The 16,933-nt window shown below is 54.1% G+C and carries 12 protein-coding genes and 9 tRNA genes; 16 read left to right on the top strand and 5 right to left on the bottom strand.

Features of this window, described 5'->3' with window-relative positions:
* Positions 1-38: 38 nt before the first annotated feature.
* Positions 39-485, top strand: coding sequence for a ferric iron uptake transcriptional regulator (gene fur, locus IM300_RS09175; protein WP_003858655.1), 447 nt, complete (start codon positions 39-41; stop codon positions 483-485).
* Between the two features lie 92 nt (positions 486-577).
* Here the strand turns inward: fur and chiQ are convergent, their stop codons facing one another.
* From chiQ to nagE, 4 genes are all read right to left on the bottom strand, one after another.
* Positions 578-904 (bottom strand): ChiQ/YbfN family lipoprotein, encoded by a 327-nt coding sequence (chiQ, locus tag IM300_RS09170; RefSeq protein WP_107535662.1) that lies wholly within the window; start codon positions 902-904, stop codon positions 578-580.
* Between the two features lie 47 nt (positions 905-951).
* Positions 952-2,349 (bottom strand): chitoporin, encoded by a 1,398-nt coding sequence (chiP, locus tag IM300_RS09165; protein WP_107534927.1) that lies wholly within the window; start codon positions 2,347-2,349, stop codon positions 952-954.
* Between the two features lie 446 nt (positions 2,350-2,795).
* Entirely contained in the window at positions 2,796-4,463 is a 1,668-nt protein-coding gene (gene glnS / locus IM300_RS09160) for a glutamine--tRNA ligase (protein ID WP_063866092.1), read from the bottom strand.
* A 170-nt stretch (positions 4,464-4,633) separates the two neighbouring features.
* Positions 4,634-6,583, bottom strand: coding sequence for a PTS N-acetyl glucosamine transporter subunit IIABC (nagE, locus tag IM300_RS09155; RefSeq protein ID WP_063866091.1), 1,950 nt, complete (start codon positions 6,581-6,583; stop codon positions 4,634-4,636).
* A gap of 325 nt (positions 6,584-6,908) precedes the next feature.
* Between nagE and nagB the strand changes: the two genes are divergently transcribed.
* The 14 genes from nagB to IM300_RS09085 all read left to right on the top strand — a co-directional run bounded on the left by nagB (position 6,909) and on the right by IM300_RS09085 (position 13,952).
* Positions 6,909-7,709 carry a glucosamine-6-phosphate deaminase gene (gene nagB, locus IM300_RS09150; RefSeq protein WP_003858663.1) on the top strand — a complete coding sequence of 267 codons (801 nt, stop codon included), beginning with the start codon at positions 6,909-6,911 and terminating at the stop codon, positions 7,707-7,709.
* Between the two features lie 55 nt (positions 7,710-7,764).
* A complete protein-coding gene (nagA, locus tag IM300_RS09145; RefSeq protein ID WP_063449365.1) occupies positions 7,765-8,913 on the top strand; it encodes an N-acetylglucosamine-6-phosphate deacetylase in 1,149 nt (382 codons plus the stop codon).
* An 8-nt stretch (positions 8,914-8,921) separates the two neighbouring features.
* Positions 8,922-10,142, top strand: a complete 1,221-nt coding sequence (locus IM300_RS09140; RefSeq protein ID WP_102750595.1) for an N-acetylglucosamine repressor — start codon at positions 8,922-8,924, stop codon at positions 10,140-10,142.
* Between the two features lie 45 nt (positions 10,143-10,187).
* Positions 10,188-10,940 (top strand): ribonucleotide monophosphatase NagD, encoded by a 753-nt coding sequence (gene nagD / locus IM300_RS09135; RefSeq protein WP_063449367.1) that lies wholly within the window; start codon positions 10,188-10,190, stop codon positions 10,938-10,940.
* Between the two features lie 250 nt (positions 10,941-11,190).
* A complete protein-coding gene (gene asnB / locus IM300_RS09130) occupies positions 11,191-12,855 on the top strand; it encodes an asparagine synthase B (protein WP_193036233.1) in 1,665 nt (554 codons plus the stop codon).
* 225 nt (positions 12,856-13,080) lie between these two features.
* Positions 13,081-13,157, top strand: a tRNA-Met gene (locus tag IM300_RS09125).
* 8 nt (positions 13,158-13,165) lie between these two features.
* Positions 13,166-13,250: transfer RNA gene (locus IM300_RS09120), tRNA-Leu, on the top strand.
* 23 nt (positions 13,251-13,273) lie between these two features.
* Positions 13,274-13,348, top strand: a tRNA-Gln gene (locus IM300_RS09115).
* A 17-nt stretch (positions 13,349-13,365) separates the two neighbouring features.
* Positions 13,366-13,442: transfer RNA gene (locus IM300_RS09110), tRNA-Met, on the top strand.
* An 8-nt stretch (positions 13,443-13,450) separates the two neighbouring features.
* Positions 13,451-13,535: transfer RNA gene (locus IM300_RS09105), tRNA-Leu, on the top strand.
* 23 nt (positions 13,536-13,558) lie between these two features.
* Positions 13,559-13,633, top strand: a tRNA-Gln gene (locus IM300_RS09100).
* Positions 13,634-13,650: 17 nt separating this feature from the next.
* Positions 13,651-13,727: transfer RNA gene (locus IM300_RS09095), tRNA-Met, on the top strand.
* 41 nt (positions 13,728-13,768) lie between these two features.
* A tRNA-Gln gene (locus IM300_RS09090) sits at positions 13,769-13,843 on the top strand.
* A gap of 34 nt (positions 13,844-13,877) precedes the next feature.
* Positions 13,878-13,952 (top strand) — tRNA-Gln (locus tag IM300_RS09085).
* A 108-nt stretch (positions 13,953-14,060) separates the two neighbouring features.
* Here the strand turns inward: IM300_RS09085 and ubiF are convergent.
* Complete coding sequence (gene ubiF, locus IM300_RS09080; protein ID WP_193036231.1) at positions 14,061-15,239, bottom strand: 3-demethoxyubiquinol 3-hydroxylase; 1,179 nt, start codon at positions 15,237-15,239, stop codon at positions 14,061-14,063.
* Between the two features lie 135 nt (positions 15,240-15,374).
* On the opposite strand from ubiF, the gene miaB reads away from it, so the two are divergent.
* On the top strand, positions 15,375-16,799 hold the full coding sequence (gene miaB / locus IM300_RS09075) for a tRNA (N6-isopentenyl adenosine(37)-C2)-methylthiotransferase MiaB (protein WP_063449370.1): 1,425 nt from the start codon (positions 15,375-15,377) through the stop codon (positions 16,797-16,799).
* Positions 16,800-16,933 lie beyond the last annotated feature (134 nt).

Below are 16,933 nucleotides of genomic sequence, written 5' to 3'. Positions count from 1 at the left end.
TTTTGAAGTGAATCGTTTAGCAACAGGACAGATTCCGCATGACTGACAACAATACCGCATTAAAGAAAGCTGGCCTGAAAGTAACGCTTCCTCGGTTAAAAATCCTTGAAGTGCTTCAGGGGCCAGACAATCACCATGTCAGTGCGGAAGACCTTTACAAGCGTCTTATCGATATGGGTGAAGAGATTGGGCTGGCAACCGTCTATCGTGTGCTGAACCAGTTTGACGACGCGGGCATTGTTACTCGTCATAATTTCGAAGGCGGCAAGTCCGTGTTCGAACTGACTCAGCAGCACCACCACGATCACCTGATCTGCCTCGACTGTGGCAAGGTCATTGAATTTAGCGATGATTCCATTGAATCACGCCAGCGTGAAATCGCCGCCCGTCATGGCATCCGCCTGACTAACCACAGCCTGTACCTGTATGGTCACTGCGCTGAAGGGGATTGCCGCGAAAATGAACATGCGCACGACGCAAAATAAGTGAGTGTTCATACTCTGAGCCAGCCGTGAGGTTGGCTTTTTTTTGCCTGAAAAAAGCCCGGTAAGCGCAGCGCTACCGGGCGTAAAGCAACTTATTTATTGTTATTGCGTATCTCGTTCCAGATCTTATCGCAACGCTTCGCCACTTCCTGATCGTTACCGGTTTTACGCGCCTGAATGCAGGCCTGGTAATCCATCACGCGAACGTTTTCCTGCGTGGCGAATTGCTCATGGGCTTTGTCTTTTTTCAGCACGTTCAGCACGCTTTGACAGGCCTCAATCTTCTCAGGTGAACCCTGTGCGGTATTGATGCACGCGCTGTAGGCCTCTTTCAGACGGGAGTCCTCTTTCGGCGCCTGATCCTGCACGCATGCCACCAGCCCGAAGGCCAGCAACGCAACGATTACCCTTTTATTCATCATGTTCAGTCTCCATAACGGCGGGACACCGCCCGCCGCAGCATTCATCAGAAGATGGTAAATGGCGCAATGACCATGAATTTCACGTCACGTTCATCCTGGAAGATGTTGCCGTAGCCGCCCGCGTAGCTCGGGATATCGGAGTGGTTGTCATACTGGGTGAAGTGCAGTTTGAACATCGTGCCTTTCGCACGGCCCTCCTGAAGGGTGTAGATCGCATCCAGGCTGTATGAAGACTCTTTCAGACGGTAGTTTGGATCGTAGTACGCGTCTGGCGTTGCCATATCCCCGGGCTTCGCATCCCAGGCGTACGCGTAGGATGCTCCCACTGCCCAGCCGGGCAGGTTCCAGTTTTTCAGGTCATACATTGCACCAAAGAAGACCGCCTTTTCGCCGTCGGCGTTAAAGTCAGAGCGGTTATCCCACCAGATATCCAGACGACCGTTAGAGGAGGCGTAGGTAGGCGTCATACGTTGCAGGAAGTAACCCTGCTGCCCTTCAGCCTTAACCCACGTCCCTTCCAGGCGCAAATCAACCTGGCCGACCTTGTAGCCGAAGGTCAGCGCCTGCAACCATGCGGTACCGTCATAGATATCATTTACGCTGCCATCGCTGACCTTATCGCGCGTGCCGTAGAACTGATAGCTGGTACTCAGCGGGCTACCTGCGATATCAAATTTATAGCTGGCTTTAGCAAAGTACTGATCGATATAGCCTTCAGCCTGACCGAACGCCGCTTCCAGCACCAAATCATTTTTAAAGTCATACTTCGCGCCAAGAGAGTGGAGATACTCGACTTTGGTTTTTTTATCGTTCTGGTAGAACTTGTCCATCTCAATGTGCCACGGCGCTTTGTACTCGTTGGTCCACATATAGGAGAAGCTCAACGCCCCCGCATCGCCGTAGTCAAAATTAGCCCCGGCTTCCGCCCCCTGATAGGTACCTGGCATAAAGCTCCAGTGCGGCGCTAACAGCGTTTGTCCTGTTGGCTGGATATACCCCCCGCGCGCCCAGACCGGGCCATATTTGAATTTTGCCGCCGCTTTATAGAGGCTGATACCGCTTTTATCGCCGGACCAGTCTTCGTCGTAGGCTTTATTGCTGGAGGAGAATGCAATTTCGTTCGGATGGCCACTGTCGCCATTTTCGGCCATTTCAATTGCGGTGAAAGCAGCAATATCAATCCCGAACATATCGGCGGCATAACCCGACTGGAAATCCAGGTTGGCGTTCCAGGTCGAGTGAGAAAGGTTGGTTTTGTATTTATTTTCAGTGACGTCTTTACGGTCACGCTCACGCTGCCAGTAATAAATACCGCCCGTGAGGGTGGAATCTTCAATGAAGCCTGCTGCTTTTGCCTCTGGCGCAATCACCAGGCCCGACATTGCTGTCACACCGGCGATAGCCAGCGCCAGCGCACTACGTTTGCCACTGAACGTACGCATAGATTATTCCTCTTTGACGAATTAAAACGCCTTAAACGGCGAAAAACAGAAAAGACCAAAAGGTCAGGGGTAGTCAGAAATACCCTCGAATTAACTACCGTCTTTAGGTTATTTTTCGCGACGCGAATTATCAATGCTTTTAATCAGGCAAAAGTCAGGATTATGACGAAGAGCACATATTTCGTAGTGCTTTGTAACAATTAGCAGGAGCCGAGTGCTGGCGGGGAACCGGTGGATTTTCAGTAAGTAACGCCATTAATATTTATCTATTTTTATCCCTTTTCGTTTTTCGTAAATAAACAAACTTTTTTTAGAAAAATAAGTAGCACCTCATTGACCCGTTCTGCTGGCTTATAATAATTTCGCCTGCGCTTAACGATATGATCGTTAAATAAAAAAACGCCGCATTACGCGGCGTTTGTTTCTCATTGACCAGAGCAGCGTTATTATTCGCCGATCTTAGTCCAGGTATCACGCAGACCCACGGTACGGTTAAACACCGGTTTTTCTGCCGTGCTGTAGCGGCTGTCCAGGCAGAAGTAACCTTCACGCTCAAACTGAAACGCCTTGCCGGCCTCAGCGGCCTTCAGGGACGGCTCAGCATAGCCTTGCTTAATGACCAGCGATTCCGGGTTAATGGTTGCGAGGAAGTCTTCCGCCGCACCTGGATTCGGCACGCTGAACAGGCGATCGTACAGGCGGATCTCAACAGGCAGCGCGTGCTGGGCGCTCACCCAGTGGATTACGCCTTTCACTTTACGGCCATCCGCCGGATCTTTGCTCAGCGTCTCTGCGTCGTACGTACAGAAGATGGTCGTGATGTTACCTTCCGCATCTTTTTCTACGCGCTCGGCTTTGATGACATAGGCGTTACGCAGACGCACTTCTTTACCCATCACCAGACGCTTGTACTGCTTGTTCGCTTCTTCACGGAAGTCAGCACGATCGATCCAGATTTCACCGCTGAACGGCACGTCGCGGGTGCCCATTTCCGGTTTGTTCGGATGGTTAGGCATAGAGACCAGCTCGCTTTCGCCCTGCGGATAGTTTTCGATAACCAGCTTAACCGGGTCGATCACCGCCATCGCGCGCGGCGCGTTTTCGTTCAGATCTTCACGGATGCAGGATTCCAGTGAGGCCATCTCAATGGTGTTGTCCTGCTTGGTGACGCCGATACGTTTGCAGAACTCACGAATGGACGCGGAGGTGTAGCCACGACGACGCAGGCCAGAAATGGTCGGCATGCGCGGGTCGTCCCAGCCTTCAACGTGCTTGTCGGTAACCAGCAGGTTGAGCTTACGCTTGGACATCACGGTGTATTCCAGGTTCAGACGAGAGAACTCGTACTGACGCGGATGCACGGGAATGGTGATGTTATCCAGCACCCAGTCGTAAAGACGACGGTTGTCCTGGAACTCCAGCGTACACAGCGAGTGCGTAATACCTTCCAGCGCATCGCTGATGCAGTGGGTGAAGTCGTACATCGGGTAGATGCACCACTTGTTACCGGTCTGGTGGTGTTCAGCGAACTTAATGCGGTACAGCACCGGGTCGCGCATCACGATGAACGGAGACGCCATGTCGATTTTGGCACGCAGGCACGCTTTGCCTTCTTCGAAGCCGCCGGCACGCATTTTTTCAAACAGCGCCAGGTTCTCTTCCACGCTGCGATCGCGGAACGGGCTGTTTTTGCCGGGCTGAGTCAGCGTACCGCGGTATTCACGGATTTCGTCAGCAGACAGCTCGTCAACGTAAGCCAGACCTTTATTGATCAGTTCAACCGCATAGGCATACAGCTGATCGAAATAGTCTGAGGAGTAGCAGATATCGCCAGACCAGTTGAAGCCCAGCCATTGCACGTCGTTTTTAATCGACTCAACGTATTCGATGTCTTCTTTAACCGGGTTGGTATCATCGAAACGCAGGTTGCACTGCCCCTGGTAGTCTTGCGCGATACCAAAGTTCAGGCAGATCGATTTAGCGTGACCAATATGCAGGTAGCCGTTTGGCTCCGGCGGGAAACGCGTGTGCACCGTGGTGTGCTTACCACTGGCCAGATCTTCATCGATGATCTGACGAATAAAGTTACTCGGGCGGGCTTCTGCCTCACTCATCGTGGATTCCTCAAAGCGTAAACAACGTATAACGGCATATGATCTTATAAGCCGGACGTAGTGACAACCCTTAAAACGTTCCAGAAGAAAATAATGGGGGCATTTGCTGCAAAAAAAAGCGGCGGAGGATTTCCCCCCGCCGCTAAAGGCATAACTCTACTCAGGAGCGATTACTTGCCTTTAATCTCATACAGCGGTGTCTGGCCCGCAACTACCTGACCCTGCGCCTGGAGTACCAGACCGCTGAAGTCGTCGATGTTGCTGCACACCACAGGGCTTATCATGGAGCGCGCGTTGGCGTTCAGGAAGTCCAGATCCATTTCCAGGATCGGCTGGCCTGCTGCCACCTCAGCGCCCTCTTCCACCAGGCGAGTAAAGCCCTGACCGTTCAGCGCAACGGTATCGATACCCATATGGACAACGATCTCCGCGCCTTTCTCAGTTTCCAGGCAGAACGCGTGGTTGGTATTGAAGATTTTCACGATAGTACCGGCTGCCGGAGAGACCACGGTTTTATCCGTTGGCTTCACGGCCACGCCGTCGCCTACGGCTTTGCTGGCGAACGCTTCGTCAGGCACCTGCTCAAGCGCAACCACGTCACCCGTCACCGGAGAAACCAGCGCAGCGATGGTCACCGCGTTTGGCACAGCCTGCGGCTTCGCAGCCGGAGCGTCGGCCACTGGCGCGCTGTCCGCTGAGGCGGCAGCAACCGGGCCACGGGCAACCACTTTTTTCATTTCATCGCCGATAGATTCGGCTTTCGCACCCACGATAACCTGGATGGTTTGTTTGTTCAGCTTCACCACGCCAGATGCGCCCAGGCGTTTACACATTGCATCGCTCACGCGCGCAGAGTCGCCCACGGTCAGACGCAGACGGGTAATACAGGCATCAATCGCTTTCAGGTTATCGGTACCGCCTACAGCGGCAATGTAGCTGGTTGCCAGCTGGGTTAAACCTTCTTCGGTGTTGCTGTTGGCTTCACTGGTCACCACATCTTCTTTCGTGTCTTCGCGGCCCGGCGTTTTCAGGTTAAACATGCGAATAACCGCGCTGAACAGAACGAAGTAGATAACGAAGAAGATCAGGCCCATCACCACCAGCATCCAGACGTTGCTGCTTGCCGCCGGCAGGTTGTACATCAGCACGTAGTCGATGGCGCCTGCGGAGAAGGAGAAGCCAGCATGGATGCCCAGAAGAGTAGCAACGAACAGGCTGATACCGGTCAGGATGGCGTGCATGAGGTACAGCAGCGGCGCCAGGAACATGAACAGGAATTCGAGCGGCTCGGTCACGCCGGTCAGGAAAGCCGTTACCGCAACGGACAGCAGCATACCGCCCACCATCGGGCGACGCGCTTTTGGCGCGGCCAGGTACATTGCCAGCGCAGCGCCAGGCAGACCAAACATCATGATTGGGAAGAAACCGGACATGAACATGCCCGCGGTGCCATCGCCTGCGTAGAAGCGGTTGATATCACCGTGGAATACCGCGCCGGCCGCGTTGGTGAACTCACCAATCTGGAACCAGGCGATGGTGTTCAGTACCTGATGCAGACCGGTTGGGATCAGCAGACGGTTAATGAAACCGAAGATGCCCGCACCCATTGCGCCCGCAGAGACGATCCACTCGCCGCCCGCATGGATAGCGTGCTGCACCGGTGGCCAGACGTAGCCAAAGATGGCTGCCAGGATCAGACAGAAAAAGCCCGTCGCAATCGGCACAAAACGTTTACCGCCGAAGAAGCTCAGGAAGTCAGGCAGTTTGATACCTGCCCAGCGGTTGTACACGGCGCCACCGACCAGACCGGTAATGATACCCGCCAGTACACCCATGTTGATTTCCGGGTTGATGGTTACCATCGCTTTCGTGAGGATGAAGTAACCTACCGCCCCTGCCAGTGCCGCAGCACCGGCGCTGTCTTTTGACCAGCTTGACGCCACGCCGATGGCGAAGATCAGCGCAAGGTTGTCAAAAATGGCGCCGCCTGCCTGGGCAATAAACGGCACGTTAAGAAGATCGGGTTGCCCGAATCGCAGCAGCAACGCTGCAACCGGTAGCACGGCGATAGGGAGCTGCAAAGCCCTACCGAGGCGCTGGAAAAAACCTAAAATATTCATCCTATTCCCCCTACGAGACCCATTGTTAAGACTCGCGCATAAACTATGTTTTTATTGTGTCACGAACGATAGATACAGTTGATGATTCACTGGCAGTGTGAGTGTGTGAAAAATTAATTCGTATCGCAAATTAAACACCTATTTTTTGTGATTATTGTCACCAAATATCGTATTAAACCCTCCCTTTCACTGGCTAACGACGAAAACTTATTTTATCATTCAAAAAATCAAGACGGATTGATCCGGCCTGAAAGGTTCCAGGTTACGCTTAGTTCAGGTTGCACTAATCATCCGCCCACTTTTACTTAAACTTTAGAGGTGAATAATGAGACTGATTCCCCTGGCAACAGCTGAACAAGTCGGAAAATGGGCTGCTCGTCATATCGTTAACCGCATCAACGCGTTCAAACCAACAGCCGATCGTCCTTTCGTTCTCGGTCTTCCAACCGGCGGCACGCCACTGACCGCGTATAAAGCGCTGGTTGAAATGCATAAAGCGGGCCAGGTTAGCTTCAAGCACGTTGTGACCTTCAACATGGACGAATATGTCGGCCTGCCAAAGGAACATCCGGAAAGTTACCACAGCTTTATGCACCGTAATTTCTTTGATCACGTTGATATTCCGGCTGAAAATATTAACCTGCTGAATGGAAACGCGCCTGATATTGACGCAGAATGCCGTCAGTATGAAGAAAAAATCCGTTCCTACGGTAAAATCCACCTGTTTATGGGCGGCGTGGGCAACGATGGCCACATCGCGTTCAACGAACCGGCATCTTCACTGGCTTCCCGCACCCGTATTAAAACGCTGACTCATGACACGCGTGTGGCTAACTCCCGCTTCTTTGATGGCGACGTCAATCAGGTGCCTAAATACGCGCTGACCGTGGGCGTGGGTACGCTGCTGGACGCTGAAGAAGTGATGATTCTGGTGCTGGGTGCCGTGAAAGCGCAAGCGCTTCAGGCTGCCGTTGAAGGTAACGTGAACCATATGTGGACTATCAGCTGCTTGCAGCTGCATCCAAAAGCGGTTGTCGTATGTGACGAACCGTCCACCATGGAACTGAAAGTGAAAACGCTGAAATATTTCAACGAGTTAGAAGCTGAGAACATCAAAGGTCTGTAATTGAATAACCGCCTCTTCTGTCAGAGGCGGTCGCTTTTTTTAACCGGGGGTCGATATGTACGCTTTAACCCACGGTCGGATTTATACCGGCCATGAAATTCTGGATGACCATGCGATTGTTATCGCCAATGGCCTGATTGAACGTGTTTGCCCGCTGGCGGAACTGCCGCCGGAGATCGAACAGCGCTCACTCAATGGAGCTGTAATCTCCCCCGGTTTCATCGACGTACAGCTTAACGGCTGCGGCGGTGTCCAGTTTAACGATACCGCAGAAGCGGTGACGGTTGAAACGCTGGAAATCATGCAGAAAGCCAACGAGAAATCGGGCTGCACCAGCTATCTGCCGACGCTTATCACCAGCAGCGATGACCTGATGAAACAGGGTATCCGCGTTATGCGCGAGTACCTGGCAAAACACCCGAACCAGGCGCTGGGTCTGCACCTGGAAGGACCGTGGCTGAACATGGTCAAAAAAGGCACCCATAACCCGAACTACGTGCGCAAGCCGGATGCCGAGCTGGTTGACTACATGTGCGCCAATGCCGACGTGATCGCTAAAGTGACGCTGGCGCCGGAAATGACCGGCACGGACGTTATCAGCAAACTGGCCGCTGCCGGGATTGTGGTGTCTGCGGGCCATTCGAACGCGACGCTGAAAGAGGCGAAAGCCGGCTTCCGCGCAGGCATTACCTTTGCCACACACCTTTATAACGCGATGCCGTATATTACTGGCCGCGAACCCGGGCTGGTTGGTGCCATTCTGGATGAACCAGACGTCTACTGCGGCATTATCGCCGACGGCTTGCATGTGGATTACACCAACATCCGCAACGCCAAGCGTCTCAAGGGCGACAAGCTCTGCCTGGTAACGGATGCCACCGCTCCGGCAGGGGCAAATATTGACCAGTTCATTTTTGCTGGTAAAACAATATACTACCGGAATGGACTGTGTGTGGATGAGAACGGCACGCTGAGCGGTTCTTCTCTGACGATGATCGAAGGGGTGCGTAACCTCGTTGAGCATTGCGGTATTGCGCTTGAGGAAGTGCTGCGCATGGCCACGCTGTATCCGGCGCGAGCCATTGGCGTCGATAAACAGCTCGGGGGTATTGCGCCAGGTATGGTTGCAAACCTGACGGCGTTCACACACGATTATAAAATTATTAAGACCATCGTTAATGGTAACGAGGTCGTCACTGAGTAAGTAAAAGTATGACACCAGGCGGACAAGCTCAAATCGGTAATGTCGATCTCGTTAAACAACTTAACAGCGCGGCAGTTTATCGCCTGATTGACCAGCACGGGCCAATCTCACGCATTCAGATAGCCGAACAAAGCCAGCTTGCTCCCGCCAGCGTGACAAAAATCACGCGTCAGCTCATTGAGCGCGGTCTGATCAAAGAAGTGGATCAGCAGGCCTCCACCGGAGGCCGCCGCGCGATTTCCATTGTCACTGAAACCCGCAATTTTCAGGCGATTGGCGTCCGCTTAGGCCGTCATGACACCACGCTTACGCTCTACGATCTGAGCAGCAAAGCCATTGCCGAAGAGCACTACCCGCTGCCCGAGCGCACGCAGGAAACGCTCGAACACGCCTTACTGAATACCATCGCGCACTTTATTGAAAGCTGTCAGCGCAAGATCCGCGAGCTGATTGCCATTTCGGTCATTCTGCCCGGCCTGGTCGACCCGGAGAGCGGCGTTATTCGCTACATGCCGCATATTAACGTGGAGAACTGGGGGCTGGTTGAAGCGCTGGAAAAGCGCTTTAAGCTAACCTGTTTTGTCGGGCACGATATTCGCTCCCTGGCGCTGGCGGAGCACTACTTTGGTGCGAGCCAGGACTGTGAAGACTCTATTCTGGTGCGCGTTCACCGGGGTACAGGTGCGGGCATCATCTCTAACGGGCGCATTTTTATCGGTCGTAACGGCAACGTGGGCGAGATTGGTCATATCCAGGTTGAACCGCTTGGCGAACGCTGCCACTGCGGTAACTTTGGCTGTTTAGAAACCGTTGCCGCGAATGCCGCCATTGAACATCGCGTTCGCCATCTGCTGGAGCAGGGTTACCAGAGCCGCGTCACGCTGGACGATTGTAAGATCGGCGCCATCTGCAAGGCGGCAAATAAAGGCGATGCGCTGGCCTGCGAAGTGATCGAACAGGTAGGACGGCACCTGGGTAAAACCATCGCCATTGCCATCAACCTGTTTAATCCGCAAAAAGTGGTGATTGCCGGGGAGATCGTGGAAGCCGAAAAAGTGTTACTGCCTGCCATTGAGGGCTGCATCAATACCCAGGCGCTGAAGGCATTTCGCCAGAACCTGCCGGTAGTGCGCTCTACGCTGGATCACCGCTCGGCAATTGGCGCATTCGCCCTGGTAAAACGTGCCATGCTCAACGGGATCCTGCTGCAACATTTGCTGGAATCCTGATCGGACCTTATAGTAACGCCTTCTTTTTTTGATGTCGGATTGTCCATGACCATTAAGAATGTAATTTGTGATATCGACGGCGTGCTGATGCACGACAACGTTGCCGTGCCGGGTGCTGCGGAGTTTCTTCACCGCATCATCGACAAAGGAATGCCACTGGTTCTTCTCACGAACTACCCTTCACAGACTGGTCAGGATCTGGCAAACCGCTTTGCGACTGCGGGCGTTAATGTCCCGGACAGCGTATTTTATACCTCCGCTATGGCAACGGCGGATTTCCTGAAGCGTCAGGAAGGCAAGAAAGCCTACGTGGTCGGCGAAGGCGCGCTGATCCACGAGCTGTATAAAGCGGGCTTTACCATCACCGACGTGAACCCGGACTTTGTTATCGTGGGTGAAACGCGCTCCTTTAACTGGGAGATGATGCATAAAGCAGCCTACTTTGTCGCCAACGGTGCGCGTTTTATCGCCACCAACCCAGATACGCACGGTCGTGGTTTTTACCCCGCCTGCGGTGCGCTGTGCGCCGGTATCGAAAAAATCTCTGGCCGTAAGCCGTTTGTTGTCGGCAAACCAAGCCCGTGGATCATTCGCGCCGCGCTGAATACGATGCAGGCACACTCGGAAGATACCGTCATTGTTGGCGACAACCTGCGCACCGATATTCTGGCCGGTTTCCAGGCGGGGCTTGAAACCATTCTGGTGCTTTCTGGCGTCTCGCAGCTTGATGACATTGATACGATGCCCTTCCGGCCAAGCTGGATTTACCCCTCTGTCGACGAAATCGACGTTATTTGATTCAGAACCACGCCCCAGGGCGTGGTTTTTCATTTCTGGCTTCATAAAACATACCGCCATCTAACGAAACCCGCCTTTTACTGAATAATCATCAATAAAATCGCCTTCGGCATGCTCTATTTTTAAGATTCGGCAATCGTCGTTGCACTATTTACGTTTTCACCCGTAAAACGCTTGCGCGCCCTCCCCCTTTTGCGGCATTTTCATAAGCAAGCAACATCACAATGCAACAGGGTTAACGGAGAAGGTTATGTGTTCTATTTTTGGCGTACTGGATATTAAAACTGACGCGGGCGAACTGCGTAAAAAAGCACTCGAATTGTCCCGCCTGATGCGCCATCGCGGTCCGGACTGGTCAGGCGTTTACGCCAGCGATAAAGCGATCCTGGCTCACGAACGTCTCTCCATTGTTGACGTCAACGCCGGTGCACAGCCGCTGTATAACGAGAAAAAAACGCACGCGCTGGCTGTTAACGGTGAAATTTACAACCATCAGGCGCTGCGCGCCGAGTACGGCGACCGCTACGCCTTTCAGACCGGTTCTGACTGTGAAGTGATCCTGTCGCTGTATCAGGAGAAAGGCCCGGAGTTCCTCGACGAGCTGCAAGGCATGTTTGCCTTCGCGCTGTACGACAGCGAAAAAGACGCTTACCTGATTGGCCGTGACCATATCGGTATTATCCCGCTGTACATGGGGCACGATGAACACGGCAACTTCTACGTTGCTTCAGAGATGAAAGCGCTGGTACCGGTTTGTCGCACCATTAAAGAGTTCCCGGCGGGCAGCTACCTGTGGAGTAAAGACGGCGAGATCCGCCCTTATTACCAGCGCGACTGGTTTGACTATGACGCGGTGAAAGACAACGTGACGGATAAAGCCGAACTGCGTCAGGCGCTGGAAGAGTCCGTGAAGAGCCACCTGATGTCTGACGTGCCGTACGGCGTTCTGCTCTCCGGCGGCCTGGACTCCTCCGTGATCTCCGCGATCACCAAAAAATTCGCCGCCCGTCGCGTGGAAGATCAGGAGCGTTCCGAAGCCTGGTGGCCGCAGCTGCACTCCTTTGCCGTGGGTCTGGAAGGGGCACCTGACCTGAAAGCTGCCCAGGAAGTGGCGAACCATCTGGGCACCGTGCATCACGAAATTCACTTCACCGTGCAGGAAGGCCTGGACGCGATCCGCGACGTGATCTATCACATTGAAACCTACGATGTGACCACCATTCGCGCCTCCACGCCGATGTACCTGATGTCGCGTAAGATCAAGGCGATGGGCATCAAGATGGTGCTCTCCGGCGAAGGTTCTGACGAAGTGTTTGGCGGTTACCTCTATTTCCATAAAGCGCCGAACGCCAAAGAGCTGCATGAAGAGACGGTGCGTAAGCTACAGGCGCTGCACATGTTTGACTGCGCGCGCGCCAACAAGGCCATGTCCGCCTGGGGCGTGGAAGCCCGCGTGCCGTTCCTCGATAAGAAATTCCTCGACGTGGCAATGCGCATCAACCCGCAGGATAAAATGTGCGGCAACGGCAAAATGGAAAAACATATCCTGCGCGAATGTTTTGAATCCTACCTGCCGGCGAGCGTGGCGTGGCGTCAGAAAGAGCAGTTCTCCGATGGCGTAGGCTACAGCTGGATCGACACCCTGAAAGAGGTGGCGGCGAAGCAGGTTTCTGACCAACAGCTGGAAACCGCGAGCTTCCGCTTCCCTTACAACACGCCGGGCTCAAAAGAGGCGTACCTGTACCGTGAGATCTTCGAAGAACTGTTCCCGGTTCCAAGCGCAGCCGAGTGCGTACCGGGGGGGCCATCGGTCGCCTGCTCGTCTGCCAAAGCCATTGAATGGGATGAATCTTTCAAATCCATGAACGATCCATCAGGACGTGCGGTAGGCGTTCACCAGTCTGCCTATAAATAATGTCCAGACCATAATCAGGCCCTCCGGGGCCTGATTTTTTTGCCTCTCTTTTCCCCGCATAAAAACGATTAATAACCAATAATTGTCGAATATTCGGCCTCGCTGTTCGCAACCTAACCAAACAGTCACATTCCGGCTATTTTCATTGAAAAAGGTGTTGACGCTGCAAGGGTCTATACGCATAATGCGCCCCGCAACGCCGATAAGGTAACGCGAAAAAAAGATGGCTACGTAGCTCAGTTGGTTAGAGCACATCACTCATAATGATGGGGTCACAGGTTCGAATCCCGTCGTAGCCACCATCTTTTTTGCGGGAGTGGCGAAATTGGTAGACGCACCAGATTTAGGTTCTGGCGCCGCAAGGTGTGCGAGTTCAAGTCTCGCCTCCCGCACCATTCCCAGGTAAGCGTTGCACGGATGGGGTATCGCCAAGCGGTAAGGCACCGGTTTTTGATACCGGCATTCCCTGGTTCGAATCCAGGTACCCCAGCCATCGAAGATTGCAGTACTGGCTACGTAGCTCAGTTGGTTAGAGCACATCACTCATAATGATGGGGTCACAGGTTCGAATCCCGTCGTAGCCACCATCTTTTTTGCGGGAGTGGCGAAATTGGTAGACGCACCAGATTTAGGTTCTGGCGCCGCAAGGTGTGCGAGTTCAAGTCTCGCCTCCCGCACCATTCCCAGGTAAGCGTTGCACGGATGGGGTATCGCCAAGCGGTAAGGCACCGGTTTTTGATACCGGCATTCCCTGGTTCGAATCCAGGTACCCCAGCCATCGAAGATTGCAGTACTGGCTACGTAGCTCAGTTGGTTAGAGCACATCACTCATAATGATGGGGTCACAGGTTCGAATCCCGTCGTAGCCACCATATTTACGTTATCGAATACCATTCGGTAAACTGAACATTGTTGGGGTATCGCCAAGCGGTAAGGCACCGGATTCTGATTCCGGCATTCCGAGGTTCGAATCCTCGTACCCCAGCCACTTTAAAGTCGTTAAGCCATTTGTTTAACGCAATTGGGGTGTCGCCAAGCGGTAAGGCTCTGGTTTCTGATACCAGCATTCCGGGGTTCGAATCCCTGCACCCCAGCCACTTAAAACAAACAAGCCCGCTCTGCGGGCTTTTTTGTTTTTGTTGCTCAGAATAGTGCGGCCTGATGCCCTCACCCTAACCCTCTCCCACGGGGAGAGGGAATAAAGATTAGAGTCCGAGGGCGTATTTCAGGGCCTGACGCTTCAGGCCACCGGCGCGCTCCGCCGCCATCAGTCCGATATTTCGCAATATCCGCACCGGACCCACGTCATTGCTGAACCCGGCATAGAACAGATCCATTCCCGACTGCATGACGAAGTTATCCGCCATCCGGCGCGTCTGGTAGCGCTTGAGTACCTGATGGCTGGCCCAGACTTCCGCGTGAGCGCGTGCGTTGCCCAGCACGTCCAGTAACGCATCGACGTCACGGTATCCCAGGTTAACCCCCTGCCCCGCCAGCGGATGAATGGTGTGTGCCGCGTCCCCCACCAGCGCCAGCCCTTCACGGGCATACTGCAACGCGTGGCGTCGCATCAGCGGGAATGCACCGGCAGCAACCGGCGTTACGTTCCCCAGACGGCTCGGGAAGTGCTGCTGGATTTCACGCTGCAACTGCGCCATTGTCAGCCCCTGCAACTGCCGAATACGCGCCGGTTTGTCGTACCACACCAGCGAAGCCCAGTTATCAAACAGCGGCAAGAATGCATGCGGGCCGTTCGGCGTAAAATGCTGCCAGGTGCTTTCGCCCGGTGCGTTTTCTGACTGAACGGTGATCAGCATGCAGGACTGCTGATACTGCCAGGCATGGATCCCAATGCCTGCCATCTGCCTGACCTGTGAGTTCGCGCCATCTGCCCCCACCACCAGCTTCACGGCCAACTCGTCGTCGTCGTTGTCCAGCGTCAGGTGATATCCGCTTTCATGACGATGCAGGGCTTTCAGCGAGGCCGGAACGCGCAGCGTCACCTTCGGATGCGCCTCCAGCGCCTGCCAGAGCGCCTGCTGGAGCACATTGTTTTCCACCATATAACCCAGGCGCGGCAGTTTCAGCTCGGCGGCGTCAAACGACACGTGGGCATTTTCCCACTCCCAGGTTTCAAGACGACTGTAGGGATGCGCGCGCATCGCCAGCACCGCCTCCCAGACGCCCAGCCCGCGAAGCAGATCAACAGACGCCGCGCTGATGGCGGAAATACGCACGTCCGGCTTGCTGGCAGGATCGAATGCCGGCGGAGCCGCCTGTTCAATAACGGTTACATCAAATCCCTGCTGCGCCAGCCCCAGCGCCAGTGCGCCGCCGACCATACCGCCGCCGACAACGGCAACTTCGGTGTTCAGGAGTGTCATGGTCACTATTCCTTATTGGAGAATGCCTTAAGTTTACCGGATTTTTGCGGTCCTGAGGTTGACAACCTTCATACTGGTCACAACCGCACCAAAGCATTACAATACGCGGCTTGCAATCCTGAGCTGAGCAAGTCGATGACTAAAAAACTCCATATAAAAACCTGGGGCTGTCAGATGAACGAATACGATTCATCCAAGATGGCCGATCTGCTGGATACCACCCACGGATACCAGCTGACTGAAAATGCGAAAGAAGCCGATGTGCTGCTGCTGAACACCTGTTCAATTCGTGAAAAAGCACAGGAAAAAGTCTTTCATGTGTTAGGCCGCTGGAAGCTTCTCAAACGGAAAAATCCGGACCTGATCATTGGCGTGGGTGGCTGCGTGGCATCGCAGGAAGGTAAGCTGATCCGCCAGAGAGCCCCCTATGTGGATATCGTCTTTGGCCCTCAGACCCTGCACCGTCTGCCAGAGATGATCAATCAGGTTCGCGGGAATCGCAGCCCGGTGGTTGACGTGAGCTTCCCGGAGATCGAGAAATTTGACCGTCTGCCAGAGCCGCGCGCGGATGGCCCGACCGCCTTCGTCTCCATCATGGAAGGCTGTAATAAATACTGTACTTACTGCGTGGTGCCTTATACCCGCGGTGAAGAAGTGAGCCGCCCGGCGGACGATATTCTGTTTGAAATCGCTCAGCTTGCCGCCCAGGGCGTACGCGAAGTGAACCTGCTGGGCCAGAACGTTAACGCCTGGCGCGGTGAGAACTACGACGGCACCACGGGCAGCTTTGCTGAACTGCTGCGACTGGTGGCGGCGATTGACGGCATCGACCGCATTCGCTTTACCACCAGCCATCCGATGGAATTTACCGACGACATCATTGACGTCTATCGCGATACGCCGGAGCTGGTGAGCTTCCTGCACCTGCCGATTCAGTGCGGCTCTGACCGCGTGCTGAACCTGATGGGCCGTCCACACACGGTGCTGGAGTATAAATCCACCATCCGCAAACTGCGTGAAGCGCGCCCGGATATCCAGATTAGCTCCGACTTCATCGTCGGCTTCCCTGGCGAAACCGCTGACGACTTCGAGCGCACCATGAAGCTTATCGGCGACGTGAATTTCGACGTCAGCTACAGCTTCATCTTCTCCGCGCGCCCGGGCACGCCTGCTGCCGATATGGTTGACGACGTGCCGGAAGAAGAGAAAAAACAGCGTCTGTATATTTTGCAGGAGCGTATTAACCAGCAGGCCAACGCTTGGAGCCGTCGCATGCTCGGCACCGTCCAGCGTATTCTGGTGGAAGGCACTTCCCGTAAGAGCATTATGGAACTGTCCGGTCGAACCGAAAATAACCGCGTGGTGAACTTTGAAGGCACCCCGGACATGATCGGTAAATTTGTGGACGTTGAGATTGTCGAAGTGCTGACTAATTCCCTGCGCGGGAAGCTGGTGCGCACCGAGGACGAAATGGGTCTGCGCATCGCACAGACGCCTGAATCCGTCATCTCTCGTACCCGCAAAGTCAACGATTCTGGCGTAGGTATTTACCAGCCGTAATCCTTCTGGCCTGCCCTCCTGGCAGGCCTTGTATTTCCTCTCATCACCCCCAATATCTACCGCAACGCTTGCGCCTTTATTCTATGGCGTGAATAATTTCGGTAATGACCGTTTTATTACGGCGTGTGGCCACA

Source organism: Enterobacter cloacae complex sp. I2 (assembly GCF_014896205.1).
GTDB classification, from domain to species: Bacteria; Pseudomonadota; Gammaproteobacteria; order Enterobacterales; family Enterobacteriaceae; genus Enterobacter; species Enterobacter quasihormaechei.
Note: the sequence above shows the minus strand (reverse complement) of the source record. Positions and strands in the feature narration are given on the sequence as shown.